Origin of the sequence: Polaromonas sp. OV174 (assembly GCF_900112285.1) — a bacterium.
Classification (GTDB): Bacteria; Pseudomonadota; Gammaproteobacteria; order Burkholderiales; family Burkholderiaceae_C; genus Polaromonas.
Genome location: NZ_FOKZ01000002.1, coordinates 53,251 through 69,191 on the forward strand (window position 1 = coordinate 53,251; position 15,941 = coordinate 69,191).

The 15,941-nt window shown below is 61.4% G+C and carries 11 protein-coding genes and 1 pseudogene; 10 read left to right on the plus strand and 2 right to left on the minus strand.

Annotated features, from left to right (window positions below):
• Window positions 1-234 precede the first annotated feature (234 nt).
• From BM160_RS02005 to BM160_RS02015, 3 genes are read left to right on the plus strand one after another with little or no spacing between them, the layout of a single operon-like run.
• On the plus strand, window positions 235-1,479 hold the full coding sequence (locus tag BM160_RS02005; RefSeq protein WP_091999627.1) for a CmpA/NrtA family ABC transporter substrate-binding protein: 1,245 nt from the start codon (window positions 235-237) through the stop codon (window positions 1,477-1,479).
• A gap of 45 nt (window positions 1,480-1,524) precedes the next feature.
• A complete protein-coding gene (gene ntrB, locus BM160_RS02010; protein ID WP_091999630.1) occupies window positions 1,525-2,439 on the plus strand; it encodes a nitrate ABC transporter permease in 915 nt (304 codons plus the stop codon).
• On the plus strand, window positions 2,436-3,248 hold the full coding sequence (locus BM160_RS02015; RefSeq protein WP_091999633.1) for an ABC transporter ATP-binding protein: 813 nt from the start codon (window positions 2,436-2,438) through the stop codon (window positions 3,246-3,248). Before ntrB ends, BM160_RS02015 begins: the two co-directional genes overlap by 4 nt.
• Before the next feature lie 24 nt (window positions 3,249-3,272).
• Here the strand turns inward: BM160_RS02015 and BM160_RS02020 are convergent, their stop codons facing one another.
• On the minus strand, window positions 3,273-3,713 hold the full coding sequence (locus BM160_RS02020; RefSeq protein WP_091999636.1) for a CBS domain-containing protein: 441 nt from the start codon (window positions 3,711-3,713) through the stop codon (window positions 3,273-3,275).
• Window positions 3,714-4,053: 340 nt separating this feature from the next.
• On the opposite strand from BM160_RS02020, the gene BM160_RS02025 reads away from it, so the two are divergent.
• From BM160_RS02025 to BM160_RS22875, 3 genes and pseudogenes are all read left to right on the plus strand, one after another.
• Window positions 4,054-5,031, plus strand: a complete 978-nt coding sequence (locus tag BM160_RS02025; RefSeq protein ID WP_091999639.1) for a bile acid:sodium symporter family protein — start codon at window positions 4,054-4,056, stop codon at window positions 5,029-5,031.
• 542 nt (window positions 5,032-5,573) lie between these two features.
• Window positions 5,574-6,404, plus strand: coding sequence for a HEPN domain-containing protein (locus BM160_RS02030; protein WP_143093159.1), 831 nt, complete (start codon window positions 5,574-5,576; stop codon window positions 6,402-6,404).
• 248 nt (window positions 6,405-6,652) lie between these two features.
• Window positions 6,653-6,867 (plus strand): annotated as a pseudogene (locus BM160_RS22875) (integrase core domain-containing protein); the annotation flags it as partial.
• Here the strand turns inward: BM160_RS22875 and BM160_RS02040 are convergent.
• A complete protein-coding gene (locus tag BM160_RS02040; RefSeq protein WP_091999646.1) occupies window positions 6,864-7,160 on the minus strand; it encodes a hypothetical protein in 297 nt (98 codons plus the stop codon). The pseudogene BM160_RS22875 and the gene BM160_RS02040 overlap by 4 nt on opposite strands.
• Window positions 7,161-7,914: 754 nt before the next feature.
• Here BM160_RS02040 and BM160_RS02050 point away from each other — a divergent pair.
• The 4 genes from BM160_RS02050 to BM160_RS02065 all read left to right on the plus strand — a co-directional run bounded on the left by BM160_RS02050 (window position 7,915) and on the right by BM160_RS02065 (window position 15,920).
• Window positions 7,915-8,904 carry a helix-turn-helix transcriptional regulator gene (locus tag BM160_RS02050; RefSeq protein ID WP_255368560.1) on the plus strand — a complete coding sequence of 330 codons (990 nt, stop codon included), beginning with the start codon at window positions 7,915-7,917 and terminating at the stop codon, window positions 8,902-8,904.
• Between the two features lie 957 nt (window positions 8,905-9,861).
• A complete protein-coding gene (gene nirB, locus BM160_RS02055) occupies window positions 9,862-12,318 on the plus strand; it encodes a nitrite reductase large subunit NirB (protein WP_092000414.1) in 2,457 nt (818 codons plus the stop codon).
• Between the two features lie 64 nt (window positions 12,319-12,382).
• Entirely contained in the window at window positions 12,383-12,763 is a 381-nt protein-coding gene (gene nirD, locus BM160_RS02060) for a nitrite reductase small subunit NirD (RefSeq protein WP_091999654.1), read from the plus strand.
• A gap of 340 nt (window positions 12,764-13,103) precedes the next feature.
• The gene (locus tag BM160_RS02065; protein ID WP_091999656.1) at window positions 13,104-15,920 is read left to right on the plus strand and encodes a nitrate reductase; all 2,817 of its coding nucleotides are present in this window, start codon (window positions 13,104-13,106) and stop codon (window positions 15,918-15,920) included.
• The last annotated feature ends 21 nt before the right edge of the window (window positions 15,921-15,941 follow it).

Sequence of the window (15,941 nt, forward strand, 5' to 3'; positions counted from 1 at the left end):
TGCGCTTACCCACCAAGGGCCAGAGCCCTATTTCATTAAAAATCAGAAGGCAAAGCAGCCAGCAAAGACATTGGCACAGCTTTTGCACTGCATTAAGCACCGGCCCTGCACTTCAACGGCGAAGTGCAGGGCCTCAAGAACAAAGGCGTTCGCACCCTGCCCTCACGACTCTCTCGTGCTGGCCCGGGGCTAGCGCCTTTTTTGTTTTTCTCTTCACTTTCTGGAGTCGCTGACATGAGCCATCTGCTGAAATCCTCCTTGAGCCGCCGCAGCGTGCTGCAAGCCGCCGCCGTCGGTGCCGTCGGCATCAGCCCGGCGCTGCGCGCCGCCGTTTACGCCCAGGGCTCGGACGCGCCGGAAAAAAAGGAGGTCAGGATAGGCTTCATTCCGCTGACCGACTGCGCTTCGGTGGTCATGGCCTCGGTACTGGGCATAGACAAAAAATACGGCGTGAGCATCATCCCGACCAAGGAAGCCAGCTGGGCCGGCGTACGCGACAAGCTGGTCAACGGCGAGCTCGACTTTGCCCACGTGCTCTACGGCCTGATGTATGGCGTGCATCTGGGCACCGCCGGCCCGAAAAAAGACATGGCCGTGCTGATGAATCTGAACCACAATGGCCAGGCCATCACGCTGAGCAAACAACTGGCCGACAAAGGCGCGGTCGATGGCGCGGGTCTGGCCAAACTGATGGCCAGCGTCAAACGCGAATACACCTTCGCCCAGACCTTCCCCACCGGCACCCACGCCATGTGGCTTTACTACTGGCTGGCCGCCCACGGCATCAACCCGATGAGCGACGCCAAGGTCATCACCGTGCCGCCGCCGCAAATGGTCGCCAACATGCGCATAGGCAATATGGACGGTTTCTGCGTCGGTGAGCCCTGGGGCCAGCGCGCCATCATGGATGGCATAGGCATCACCGCCGCCACCACGCAAGAGATCTGGAAAGATCACCCGGAAAAAGTGCTGGGCACCACCGCCGAATTCACCCAGAAATACCCCAACACCACCCGCGCCGTGACCGCCGCCATTCTGGAGGCCGGCCAATGGATTGACGCCAGCCTGGCCAACAAGAACAAGATGGCCGAAACCATCGCCGGCAAGGCCTACGTCAACACCAGCGTGGACGCCATCAACCAGCGCATCCTGGGCCGCTACCAAAACGGGCTGGGCAAAACCTGGGACGACTCCAACCACATGAAGTTCTTCAACGACGGCGCGGTGAACTTCCCCTACCTGTCCGACGGCATGTGGTTTTTGACGCAGCACAAGCGCTGGGGCCTGCTGAAAGAGCACCCCGACTACCTGGCCGTGGCCAAGCAGATCAACAAGATAGATATCTACAAGCAAGCCGCGACGGCCGCCAAGGTCAGCCTGCCCAAGGACGCCATGCGCACAACCAAGCTGATGGACGGCACGGTCTGGGACGGCAAGGAGCCGAAAAAGTATGCCGACAGCTTCAAGCTTCGCGCCTGAAACGCTCTGGAAATTTCATTGCACCCCACTTGAAGAGGTCACACCATGGTCAGTGCCGTTTTTCACAGCCCGCCCGAATCCGCTACAAATTCAGTAGCTACTCACGCTCACCCAGAAAGCGCTGCAGCCATACAAAGCATAAAGAAAACGCCTACTCAGAGCGTCCGGCCGCCTTGGGATGCGTCCTTTGTCTGGCAGCGCCTGCTGCCGCCCCTGCTAGGCCTGGGCCTGCTGCTGCTGGTCTGGGCACTGCTGTCCATGGGCACGGGCGCCCGCATTCCCTCGCCCCAAGACACCTTCTGGCAGGCGGTAAAACTCTTTAGCGATCCGTTTTATCGCAACGGCCCCAACGACCAGGGCGTGGGCTGGAATGTGCTGGCCTCGCTGCAGCGCGTCGCCCTGGGCTTTGGCCTGGCGGCGCTAGTCGGCATTCCGGCCGGCTTTCTGATTGGCCGCTTCACGTTTTTGAGCCGCATGGTCAACCCGCTGATCAGCCTGCTGCGCCCGGTCTCGCCGCTGGCCTGGCTGCCGATTGGCCTGCTGGTCTTCAAGGGCGCGAATCCGGCGGCGATCTGGACCATCTTCATCTGCTCGATCTGGCCCATGATCATCAACACCGCCGCGGGCGTGCAGCGCGTGCCGCAGGACTACATGAACGTGGCGCGCGTGCTCAACCTGTCGGAATGGAAGATCATCACCAAAATTCTCTTCCCCTCCGTGCTGCCCTACATGCTGACCGGCGTGCGCCTGGCCGTCGGCACCGCCTGGCTGGTGATCGTGGCCGCCGAAATGCTGACCGGCGGCGTCGGCATAGGCTTTTGGGTCTGGGACGAGTGGAACAACCTCAACGTCATGAACATCATCATCGCGATTTTTGTCATAGGCATCGTCGGTCTGGTGCTGGAGTTCGCGCTGATCCGGCTGGCCACGGCCTTTACGTTTGAAGAGGTGAAAGCATGAACGCGTCCCTTTCCACCAAATACATAGACATACAGGGCGTGGCCCAGACCTTCCCAACCAAGAAGGGGCCGTTCTGCGCCTTGCAAAACATCAACCTGACGGTGGCCAGGGGCGAATTCGTCGCGCTGATAGGCCATTCGGGCTGCGGCAAATCCACCCTGCTCAACCTGATGGCCGGCTTGACCCTGCCGACCCAGGGCGTGCTGCTGTGCGCCAACCGCGAAATCGCCGGCCCCGGCCCGGAGCGCGCCGTGGTGTTTCAAAACCACTCCCTGCTGCCCTGGCTGAGCTGCTTTGAAAACGTCTATCTGGCGGTGGAACGCGTCTTTGCGGCGACGGAAAACAAGGCCCAGCTCAGGGCCCGCACCGATGCGGCGCTGGCCATGGTCGGCCTGGGTGCCGCTGCGCAAAAGCGCCCGGGCGAAATCTCTGGCGGCATGAAGCAGCGCGTCGGCATTGCCAGAGCGCTGGCCATGGAGCCCAAGGTATTGCTGCTGGACGAGCCCTTCGGCGCACTCGACGCGCTGACCCGCGCCAAGCTGCAGGACGAGTTGCTGCAAATCGTCGCCAAGACCCACAGCACGGTGGTGATGGTGACGCACGATGTCGATGAAGCCGTACTGCTCAGCGACAAGATCGTGATGCTGAGCAACGGCCCAGCCGCCACGATTGGCGAACTGCTGGCGGTGGACTTGCCAAGGCCGCGCGACCGGGTGGCGCTGGCCGACAGTGCGCCCTACCAGCGCTACCGCAAGGCGGTGATGGATTTTTTATACACGCGCCAGACGCATGTGGAGAAAACGGCCTGAAGCGATAAGCAGCGGGCAGCGCGATCAGCCGCGATGGCCGGTGATGTAGTGCTCCAGCTGTTCGATGACGAATTTCTGCTCGGAGATGATGTCTTTGACCAGGTCGCCTATGGAAATCAGGCCCAGCAGCTTGCCGTCTTCAACCACCGGCAGATGGCGCAGCCGGTTTTCGGTCATCAGAGCCATGCAGTGCTCGCTGGTTTCCGTGGGCCCGACAAACATCACCGCGCTGGTCATGACATCGCGCACCAGCGTTGCCGCCGAGGTGCGGCCCAGCAGGGCAATCTTGCGGGCATAGTCACGCTCGGTCAGGATGCCGACGATGGCGCCGTTTTCCATCACCAGCAAGGCGCCAATGCCCTTGTCGGCCATGCGCTGGAGCGCATCGAAGACCGAGGCCGTGGGCGCGATGCTATGCACGGCGGAGTCAGTTTTGGACTTCAGAATGTCGGTGACAGCGGTCATGAGAGGCCTCCTGAAGAAAAGTCGCACACCTGACAGAGTGTGTGCCCATAAGCCCCTGCAATGCAACAGGCACAAAGCAGCTCAAGGCCAGATAACTCGGTCAGGCCAATGGTGTTTACCAGTCTATACAATTAGGGTTAACCATTAACATGAGCCCTGCCCACCCTGCAGGTGCTTGTTGTCAGCGCATGATCTGCGCGCCCTGCGACCGTCCCAGCGCCACACGCGACTTGGGGACCGGCCCTTTTGGTCCACCACACCATCTTGATCAGGTGAGCCTCGCGCCCTAGCCGCGCGCCGGTCAGCGAGCGCCACCACCCTTTTTTTGAGGATATTCACCATGCAGGCTATCGCTCGCCTGAGCCGTTTCGTTGGCAACACCTTTGCCATCTGGGTGCTGCTGTTTGCCGTACTCGCCTTTTTCGCCCCCGCCCAGTTCAAGTGGATTGGCCCATACATTGTGCCGCTGCTGGGCCTGATCATGTTCGGCATGGGCCTGACGCTGTCCAAGGACGATTTCAAGGAAGTCGTCAAACGCCCGGTCGATGTGGCCATTGGCGTGGCCGGCCAGTTCGTCATCATGCCGGCGCTGGCCTGGATCCTGAGCAAGGCACTGCAACTGCCGCCCGAAATTGCGGTTGGCGTGATTCTGGTCGGCTGCTGCCCGGGTGGCACGGCCTCCAACGTCATGACTTTTCTGGCGCGCGGCGACGTGGCGCTGTCGGTCGCCGTGACCTCGGTCACCACGCTGCTGGCGCCCATCGTGACGCCAGCGCTGATCTACCTGCTGGCCAGCCAGTGGCTGGAGGTCAGCGCCGGCGCCATGTTCTGGTCCATCGTTCAGGTGGTGGTGCTGCCGATTGCCTTCGGCGTGCTGGCGCAGTCGCTGCTGCGTGACAAGGTCAAGGCCTGCGTGGCGGTGTTGCCGCTGGTTTCCGTGGTGGCCATTGTTGCCATCGTGGCCGCCGTGGTGGCCGGCAACCAGGCGCGCATTGCCAGCAGCGGACTGATGATTTTTGCCGTGGTCGTGCTGCACAACGGCCTGGGCCTGCTGCTGGGCTACTGGCTGGCCAAGCTGAGCGGCATGAGCGTGTCCAAGCGCAAGGCGATTTCGATTGAAGTCGGCATGCAGAACTCCGGCCTGGGCGTGGCGCTGGCCACCGCTCACTTCTCGCCGCTGGCCGCCGTGCCCAGCGCCATTTTCAGCGTCTGGCACAACATCTCCGGCCCGCTGGTGGCTACGCTGTTCCAGCGCTTCAGGAATGAGGACGCGGCGGACGACGCAGCCGCGGCGAGCCCGCTTCCAAGCAAGCCCTGATAGCCCCGTCGCGATCAAAACAAAAGCCTCCAGCGCATGCACTGGAGGCTTTTTTTCATGCCCGACCGGCGGGATTACTTAGAGAGCCCAACAAGGTTGGCCGATGTTAGAGAACCCAGGCGCAAACTTCGATCCACGGGTCGTTTGTTGGCTGCGCCTTGAGCACGACACGCCAGACTGTCCAACCTTTTGCTGCTCCCAGATTGGAAGTCCGCCTCAGACTGAAGGCGGCTGTAGAACACTCCGAATTGGTCGCTTTATTCCTGACATTGACGTCGGCCGATTGGGTGTCGGCAATGTGGCGACGATTTTGCCTGCCGGAACACCTGCAACCGGCCATGAGCAGCCGCTCGACGAAGGCAGCTTTGCGGTGTTCTCCTCTGCTGATTGCATCCATCGAGCTGCGTACGGCACCGCCCTCGGACAGGTAACATGCGTGCCACCTGCATGCTGTGACCGCGCTGACACCTTGCTTGATCGCGGCCCACGATGTGCTCAGTGCTCACCGATGCAATCAAGGCCTACTACTTTTGAGGATCAGCATGTCCTACCCGATGCATATCCTAGTCAACGACTTCGCAATCAGAAGCTTCCGTGAGACCGCAGACAAGGACTACATTACTGCACGGATGGCTTATCGAGCGCGGCTGATTCAGCCGTTCCGGTGGTCGGCCCTGCACTGCCTGGAGAAGTACGTCAAAGGCATTCTTTTACTCAATCGCGTGGATGCCAAAAATTTAGGACACAGCGTGCTTCCCGGAATCGAGAGGATGAAGCAGCACGGCAAGTTCGAACTCGATCTCAGTCCCGATACTGCCAAGTTCATCAAGAATCTCGAAGACGATGGAGCAGAGGATCGGTACTACTTGGTCTCATACGACATTGAGCCGTTCGACATTGCCCGATTCGACCGCGCAGTTTGGGAACTCAGAAGGTACTGCCAGCCGCTGGACTACGACACCGTTGACATGAACGGCAAGACGGTGAACTTGCTGACCGATGAGCTTGATCGCGTTCATCGGGCGAAGGCGAAGCACGAAAAGGGGACGTGCGTCATGGGAGGCATCCTGGAAAAGATCGTCGAAAAGAAGGATCACCCAGCACGTGAAGCACTGATCTGGAACAACCTGTTCTTCGGTCCGTCACGACGCACGGGCGTGAAGATGCGACCGGATTGGGAAGCAGGCAACTCGCCGTTCTTCCTGCATCCCGAGATCATCGATGAGGTGGTCAAGTACGTGAACATCCCGAAGGACATCGCCGAGGGCGTGCGCCAGTTCGCGAAGCAGAAAGCGGCCGAGAAGGCAAAGGCAGAACAGGATGCAAAGAAGGCAGCGAAGCCCGCAGTCAAACAGTCGGAAAATACAGATTAAAGGGAAGCCAGAACGGCTCCTTCAACGACAGCAGTTCGACTTTCGTACGGCCGCTAAGGGTCGTCAAGAGCCAGTCATGAACGAACGTTGACGGGAAATCATTGGGTTGCCGATAAGCCGACATCGACGATCGGCAGCAAGCGCTGTATAACGGAAGTCGGTTTCAGGCTGTCAACAGTCTTCGTAGTGCCTACCCGACACCTTCTCTTCGTTGCCCATGGTGTGGTCACCAGCGGTAGCGACGCCCGCCGCAGACCAACGGCAAGGCTGAGCAGTTCATCCAGTCAGCGCTGCGCGAGTGGCCAATGGTTTTACTTACCAGCATTCCAGCGAGCGAACAGCTGCCCGGGATCACTGGAGTCATCACGACAACTGGCACCATCCACACCAAGGCATCGGAGGTGTCGCACCCAGGTCCCGACTCAATCACTCTCGAAATAGCCTCTTGGCTCTTCACAACTAGTGCAACTCGCTCTTGTGGCTGTCAAGCGGCATGATGAAGGAGTTGTGCTGCCACAGGGTGGGAAAAGAGCTGGAGTCGTTGGGGTCAAGAGAGTCATGGTGGTCGTCACCGTTTGGCGTCTGGCCGCTGTCGCGGGTCTTGCGCTGACGCGTCAGGGATTCGCGCAGGCTGGTACTGGCAGAAATGATGGCAGCTTGGTTACGCTCATTTTCACGGTCCTGCGGCACGAATGCCATGTCACCCAAGAACTCACGGCGCATGTCATCCACGCTAGGCAGATCGGCCGCGTCCATCACGATGTAGGCGATAAAACAAAGAAGCCTGCGACGTCCACGCAACCGATGACCCGACCGTCGGCGGTGGTGGTGATGGTGAAGGTGCAATACAAGCCGCTGAGCAGTTCAAACCAGTGCAGACCGAGGTCCTTCGTGATCGGCAGCGGAAGCGCGTCACAGGCATCTTGACCATCACCGAATGGTCCGGAAAGGCCAAGCTGAGCCAGCGCCAGACCTTGCGTTCCTCGTTACTGGCGACCAGTCGCTGGCGCAAAGGCCAGTGTTTGGGAATGCGGCGACGCATGCGTGCGGTCCGCCGCAGCCACCAGGCGTGAACCAGGGCGCCAAGGCCTGCGCCCATCAGCAGGGCTATGCCGCCCAGTGTTAGCCCAAGACCGTTTGAATAACTGCTCATCACCGTCCGTCTTTAAATTTGAAACCAAGAGCAACAAAAAGCAATGTAGAAATCTGTGAGAAATTCCCGAGAAAGCGGCCAAATGAGCGCCTTGCCTGTTGGCGCGGACCAGAATTTGATCGGGAGCGACAATCTCAAAGTGGCCACCCCCAGACTCAGATTGGCCATAGCCAGCCATAGAAACCGACGTTGCGGATGGCTCATTCCCGGGTCGGCACATCGCCAAGAAATTGTTCAATTCAGCGCTGGCGCACACAGAATAAGGATTTCTCCCCAGTTTTGCGCCCTGCTGGAAAGTCTCGATCAAGATACAAGAAGTCACAATGGTCTAAATGCACTATTGACTTAGGAGCGCTGATGAACAACGACATGAGCATGCCTGCGGACTTCAACACATTGCTGTTGCGGCTCTATCGGTTGTCGGAAGAACTACCCATCCAGCACTTTCAGGATGCGGTGTTGACTCAAATCAAGCAGGTATTGCCGTTTGATTCATCCATGTGGGGCACGGCTACGACCACGCCTGAAGGCATAGCTATCCACACCGTGCATCTGCACGAAAAGTCTCCCGATATGCTGCTGGCGTACGAGCCTCTCAAACACCAGGATAGTGCTGCGGCCACGGTGTTTGGCAAGTCCCACGTGACCCGGACCTTCCATGCGCAGAGCTGGTTCAGTGACCCGGGAACACGCGAGCTGCGGGATTTCTTGCGACGTTTCGAACATGAAAACATCTTCATTGCGGCCGACAGCAACCCCCAGACCAACTTTGTCCACTGGATCAGCCTATATCGGGCCGATAAGGAGGCCCACTGCACAGAGGGCGAACGCCTGCTCTTGGCTCAACTGGCTCCACATGTGATGCAAGCACTGGCGTTTAACCGCGTTATGCATCTGGGTCATCTGGAGGCTGCGGACAAAGCCATGTCGCCGCATGGCTCCGCGATAGCCGATATGCACGGTGTGCTGTACCACTCCAATGCTCAGTTCAAGGACTTGGTGCAAGCCGAATGGAATGACTGGAGCGGGCCTCTATTGCCAGCAGTCCTGATGGACGCCCTGTCTTCAGGCCATGAGCGCTTTATGGGCCAGACTATTGTGGTGCGGCAGTACGTCGAGCATGGTTTACTTTTCCTGAAAGCCCGATCGCGTTGCCTGGCGGATCTACTCACCCTGCGCGAATGGACGATTGCGCGGCTGATTGCCAAGGGTGAGAGCCATAAGGAGATCGCCCAGGCGCTGAACCGCTCTCCGGCGACTGTGCGAAACCAGATCCAAGTCATTTACGAAAAACTGCAAATTGGCAACATCGCCATGCTGATCGAGGCACTGCGGCGGGCAGAGTAAGACTGTACCGCGCCGTGGTGACACTGCTTCTGACTTCTCGGCTGCACCTGCAGCTGGGCGAGGTATCGCCGAGTTGGTCGTTCATCCGACTGGGCCGTTGCCGGTAAGTTTCTGGGTCACCCTGCACCCTGATCGTACTTTGGCATCTCACGACGCATGACTCACGCGCGCTTTCAATATGGATTCCGAGAGTCCCACTATCAGCAAAGCGTTCCTGGCGTCAGCGATTGGATCTCCGGTAAGCCGACAACGACGACCGGTTGAATCTGCCCTGCAGAGCGGGCAGTCGATTTCACGCGGCGACAGACCGCAACGGGTCGCGTGTGGGCAAGCGCACCTTCGACCCCGATAGTCGACATCGACACTGCGCATTCGCCTGGCAATGCTCGTCCACATGCGTGGCGTGAGGATGACCTCGGGCCGTCAAGGCGCCCATTTACACGCTAAAAATGCAACCGCTGAAACGCGGTTTCCCCCCAAAAATTCAGCAAAGCACGATGGCCGCTGAATCCGATGCCAGAAACCAGAAAAGCGCAATGACGACATGGACTTGCGTTGTGGGTTGTTCTCACCACGCCGTTTCTTGTTGGTTTCTCTAAGAGCCTGTCTACCGGGCGGCCTGACATGCACAACTTCAAGGCACCGGTGCCAGCATCATGCACCAAGGCCGTTCGCGCCGCAGCACCGGATAACTCACATTTTGATAGCTGCCTGCGCCCGACCAGAAAGGTAAACAAGCACATGTCATCTTTCAACTCCGCTTGAACCCGCCAGCTGGCACAGCGCTTGCATGGAGGCTGGCACGGCCAGGAATGGCCGCATGCGGGCCCGGTGCAATGGCGCATTAGGCCCGCAGGACGATGGCGTCCCCACGGATGTGCTGGCCTCAGGCCCTGGCAACCCGTGCGGACGCTTTTTTTGTTTTTGCGAACTGCCGAATCGGATAGAGGGGTCATGATGAAAAAATCCAGACTGGTGATGATTGGCAACGGCATGGCCGGTGTGCGCGCCCTTGAAGAACTGCTGAAAATCGCGCCCGAGCTCTACGACATCACGGTGTTCGGCGCCGAGCCGCATCCCAACTACAACCGCATCCTGCTGTCGCCGGTACTGGCCGGCGAACAGACGCTGGAAGAAATCGTGCTCAACGACTGGTCCTGGTACACAGCCAATGGCATCACCCTGCACGCCGGCTGGACCGTCACCGAAGTGGACCGGGTGCGCCGCTTGGTGCATGCGCAGAACGCGAGCGGGCAAACCATCAGCGCCGAGTACGACCGGCTGCTGATGGCGACCGGCTCCAGCCCCTTCATCCTGCCGATTCCCGGCAAGGACTTGCCTGGCGTGCTGGCCTACCGCGACATCGCCGACACGCAGGCCATGATTGATGCCGCCGCCGTTTACCGGCATGCCGTCGTCATAGGCGGCGGCCTGCTCGGACTGGAGGCCGCCAACGGCTTGATGAAGCGCGGCATGGAGGTGACCGTGGTGCATGTCGGCGACTGGCTGATGGAGCGCCAGCTCGATGACGTGGCGGGCAAGCTGCTGCAAAAATCCCTGGCCGAGCGCGGCATGAAATTCCTGATCGGTGCGCAAACCCAGGCCTTGCTGGCCGGAGAGGACGGTCGCGTCAAGGCGGTCAGCTTCAAGGACGGTACAGAGGTGCCCGCCGACCTGGTCTGCATGGCCGTCGGCATACGCCCCAACACGGCGCTGGCCGAAAAAATGCGCCTGCACGTCAACCGCGGCATCGTGGTCAACGACACGCTGCAGACGACCACCGACGCACGCATTTATGCGGTGGGCGAATGCGCTGCGCACCGCGGCATAGCTTATGGCCTGGTGGCGCCGCTGTTCGAACAGGGCAAGGTGCTGGCCAACCATCTGGCTCAGTTCGGCATTGGCCGCTACAGCGGCTCGCTGACCTCGACCAAGCTCAAGGTGACGGGCATAGACCTGTTCAGCGCTGGCGAGTTCATGGGCGGCGACGGCACGGAAGAAATCATCATGAGCGACCCTTACTCACCCGGGGGCGGCGTCTACAAAAAACTGGTCATCAAAGACGACAAGCTGATTGGCGCCTGCCTTTATGGCGACACGGTCGATGGCAGTTACTACTTCAAGCTGCTGCGCGAGGGCCGCAGCGTGGCGGGCCTGCGCGACAAGCTGATGTTTGGCGAATCCAACATCGGCGACGCCGGCCATGAAGGCCACAGCAAGGCCGCCGCCATGCCCGACGAAGCCGAAGTCTGCGGCTGCAACGGCGTCAGCAAGGGCGCCATCTGCAAGGCCATCAAGGACAAGGGCTTGTTCACGCTGGACGAGGTGCGCAAGCACACCAAGGCCAGCGCCAGTTGCGGCTCCTGCACCGGACTGGTGGAGCAAATCCTGATGTTCAGCGCCGGCGGCGACTACTCGGCCACGCCCAAACTCAAGGCCCTGTGCGGCTGCACCGAGCACGGCCACCAGGCGGTGCGCGACGCGATACGCACGCACAAACTGCTGTCGATTGCCGCGGTTTACAGCTTCCTGGAATGGCGCACGCCCAACGGCTGCAGCAGCTGCCGCCCCGCCATCAACTACTACCTCACCAGCACTTGGCCCAAGCAAGCCAAAGACGACCCGCAAAGCCGCGCCATCAACGAGCGCAGCCACGCCAACATCCAGAAAGACGGCACTTATAGCGTGATTCCGCGCATGTGGGGCGGGGAAACCACGGCCAGCGAATTGCGCCGCATTGCCGACGTGGTGGACAAGTACAAGATCCCCACCGTCAAGGTCACCGGCGGCCAGCGCATAGACCTGCTGGGCGTGAAAAAAGAAGACCTCGTCAATGTCTGGAAAGACATTGGCATGCCGTCCGGCCATGCCTACGCCAAGGCCCTGCGCACGGTGAAAACCTGCGTCGGCAGCGAGTGGTGCCGCATGGGCACGCAGGACAGCACGCAAATGGGCAAGGACTTGGAGCGCGCGATGTGGCGCATGTACGCGCCGCACAAGGTCAAGTTCGCCGTCAGCGGCTGCCCGCGCAACTGCGCGGAGAGCGGCATCAAGGACGTCGGCATCATAGGCGTGGACAGCGGCTGGGAGATGTACATCGCCGGCAACGGCGGCATCAAGACCGAAGTCGCGCACTTCTTCACCAAGCTCAAAACCGCCGAAGAAGTGCTGGAGTACACCGGCGCTTTTTGCGAGCTGTATCGCCAGGAAGGCTGGTACCTGGAGCGCACCGTGCACTACGTCAACCGCGTCGGCCTGGACTACGTGAAGAAAAAAATCCTGGACGACGACGCCGGCCGCAAGGCGCTGTGGGAGCAGCTGCAGTTTGCCCTGGACGGCGAACCCGACCCCTGGTTCGAGTTCGACAAGGCCGCCGTGGACAGGCGCCAGTTCATTCCCATCGCCACCCTCTAAATTCAAGCAAAAAAAGCCTCTAGCGCTTACTGCATAAACGCAAGCCGCTCCTAAAGGAATAGCAATGACCGAATGGAAAATGATTTGCCGCATCGATGACATCCCGGTGCTGGGCGCGCGCCGCGTGTCCCGCGCGCAGGGCATGGATGTCGCCGTGTTCCGCAACGACGCCAACGAAGTTTTCGCCCTGCTAGATCGCTGCCCCCACAAGGGCGGCCCGCTGAGCCAGGGCATGGTGATGGGCCAGCGCGTCGCCTGCCCGCTGCACAACTGGACGATTAGCCTGTGCGACGGCCAGGCCGCCGCCCCCGACCAAGGCTGCACACCAAGCTTTGCCGTCAAGCTGGAAAACGGCCTGGTCCACCTCGACGCCCACGAACTGGCCAACCACGCCACCGACCTGACCAGACCCACAGCCGGCCCCGCGTGCAAACAGGCAGCGTAAAAAAGCGTCCAAATGACCCCGAACCCGCATCCACACCCGTCTCCGAATCCGCTCCCGCCCGCCCCCTTCTGTCTGCGCCGAGGAGCGCAGGGCCAGACGGATCAGGGCTCGTGCTTGTCTGAGCCGCAGGCGAGTTTGCACGAGACCCCGGCTGGACCGAGCACCGCAGGCTGCCCCGCAGCATCGCTGCGGGGACGCAGACAGTGGGGTCGCCTTTCTTTGCTTACTTTCTTTGGCGAAGCAAAGAAAGTAAGTCGCCGCCGGGCGACACCCGGCCAGCACGCGACAAAAAGCAGACCGGCCATCGTTCGCGCAAAGGCAGTTCAAAAGAAAGCCCGCCATGCATGAAACCAAATCCACCTGCCCCTACTGCGGCATAGGCTGCGGTGTGATCATCGAATCGCAAGGCACCCAAATCACCGGCGTACGCGGCGACCCCAACCACCCCGCCAACTTCGGCCGCCTCTGCACCAAAGGCTCAACCCTGCACCTGACAGCCTCGGCAGCCGTGACGCAGCAAACCCGCCTGCTGCAGCCGATGCAACGCGAACACAGACGCGACGCCCCCAAGCCAGTCAGCTGGGACAGCGCCCTCGATTTCGCCAGCGAAAGCTTTGCCCGCATCATCAGCGAGCACGGCCCCGACGCCGTCGGCTTTTACATCTCAGGCCAGTTGCTGACCGAAGACTATTACGTCTTCAACAAACTGGCCAAGGGACTGATAGGCACCAACAACATCGACAGCAACTCCCGCCTGTGCATGAGCAGCGCCGTCGCGGCTTACAAGCAAACCCTAGGCGCCGACGCGCCGCCGGCCTGCTACGACGACGTGAACCATGCCCAGTGCATCTTCATCGTCGGCAGCAACACCGCCTATGCCCACCCCATACTGTTTCGGCGCATAGAAGACGCCAAGGCGGCCAACCCGGCGCTGAAGATCATCGTGGCCGACCCGCGCCGCACCGACACCGCCGAGATCGCCGACCTCTATCTGCCGCTGCAGCCCGGCACCGACGTCATGCTGTTCAACGGCATGCTGCACATCATGCTGTGGGAAGGCTGGACCAACCCAGCCTATATCGCCGCGCATACCAGCGGCTTTGAGGCCCTGAAAACCACGCTGCGCGACTGCACGCCCGAGCAGGTGGCCCAGACCTGCGGCATCGCCAAGGAAGACCTGCTGCAGGCGGCCCGGCTGTTTGCCACCTCTGCCGCCACCCTGAGCCTGTACTGCCAGGGCCTGAACCAGTCCAGCAGCGGCACGGCCAAGAACGCCGCACTGATCAACCTGCATCTGGCCAGCGCCCAGATCGGCAAGCCCGGTGCCGGCCCGTTTTCGCTCACCGGCCAGCCCAACGCCATGGGCGGGCGCGAAGTGGGCGGCATGGCCAATTTGCTGAGCGCCCATCGCGACCTGGCCAACCCGGCGCACCGCGCGGAAGTCGCCGCCCTCTGGGGTGTGCCATCGGTGCCGTCGACGCCGGGCAAAACTGCCGTCGAGATGTTCCAGGCCGCCGCCGACGGCGAAATCAAGGCGCTCTGGATTGCCTGCACCAACCCGGCCCAGTCCATGCCCGACCAGGCCACGGTGCGCCGCGCCCTGGAACGCGCCGAACTGGTGATCGTGCAGGAGGCCTTTGCCACCACGGCCAGCTGCGACTACGCCGACTTGCTGCTGCCCGCCACCACCTGGGGCGAAAAAACCGGCACGGTGACCAATAGCGAGCGCCGCATCAGCCGCGTGCGGCCGGCCGTGGCCGCGCCCGGCCAGGCGCGGCACGACTGGTCGATTGCGGTGGATTTTGCGCAGCGGCTGGAAAAGCTGCTGCCCGCCAAGACGCCACAAAGCCTATTCGCCTACGACGGCCCGGAAACCATCTGGAACGAGCACCGCGAATCCACACGCGGGCGCGATCTAGACATCACCGGCATGAGCTACGCCATGCTGGAAGCTGCGCCGCAGCAGTGGCCGCTGCGCGAAGGTGAAAGCACCGGCAAGCGGCGGCTTTACGAAGACGGCATCTTTCCCACCAGCGACGGCAAGGCCAGATTCGTCAACGCCGTTTACCAAGCCGTTGCCGAGCCGCGCGAATCACGCTACCCCTTCTCGCTGAGCACCGGCCGGCTGCGCGACCAGTGGCACGGCATGAGCCGCAGCGGCACCCTGGGCCGGCTGTTCGGTCATGTGGCCGAACCCAGCATCCAGATGAATGCCCAGGACATGGCGCGGCGGCAACTGGCGGACGGCGATCTGGTGCATGTCACTTCCAAGCGCGGCTCCATCGTCGTGAAGGTGGAGGCCTCGGCCGAGCTGGGCCTGAGCCAGGCCTTCATGGCCATGCACTGGGGCCAGGAATATCTGAGCGGCCAATCCAGCATCGGCCAGCCCCTGGCCGGCGTCAATGCGCTCACCACCTCGGCCTATTGCCCCGGCTCTAAACAACCAGAGCTCAAGCACGCGGCCGTCAAAATCCTCAAGGCCGAGCTGCCCTGGAGCTTGCTGGCCATGGCCTGGCTGCCCGATGGCGAGGCGCTGGCCGCGCGCGAGCAGTTGAAGGCGCTGATGACGGCCTTCCCCTTCAGCAGTTGCGTGCCCTTTTCCAACAACACGCCCCTGGCGGATCGCGGCTCTGAACGCACCGGCCTGCTGTTTCGCGCCGCCGCTCATGAAGCGCCCGCCGAGGCCACACTGGCAGCGCTGGAACGCATATTGGGCCTGGACGGCGCCTACGCGCTGCGCTACGCCGACAAAAAGAAAGGCCAGCGCCGCACGGTACGGCTGACTCACCACGGCGAGCAGGCCGAACTGGCCGGCTTCATGCTCGCCGGCGACACCAGTGCCCAGGCCTGGATCAGCACGCTGCTCAAAGACGCGCTGCCGGCGCAGGCCTATGGCCGCCTCTTGCTGCAGCCGGGCGCCAAACCGCCGCTGGCGGTGCAGTCGCGCGGGAAGCTCGTGTGCACCTGCTTCAATGTCACGGACACCGCCATAGCCGCCCACCTGTCGGCCCTCGGCCAGGACGGTGGCGCTGATGAAGCACGGCTGGCCTCGCTACAGCAAGCCTTGCATTGCGGCACCAATTGCGGCTCCTGCATTCCCGAACTCAAGCGCCGGGTACGGGCCGCGCGCAGCGATTTCAGCCCCTTAAACTCATAACCAAAAGTTATCTGCATTCGC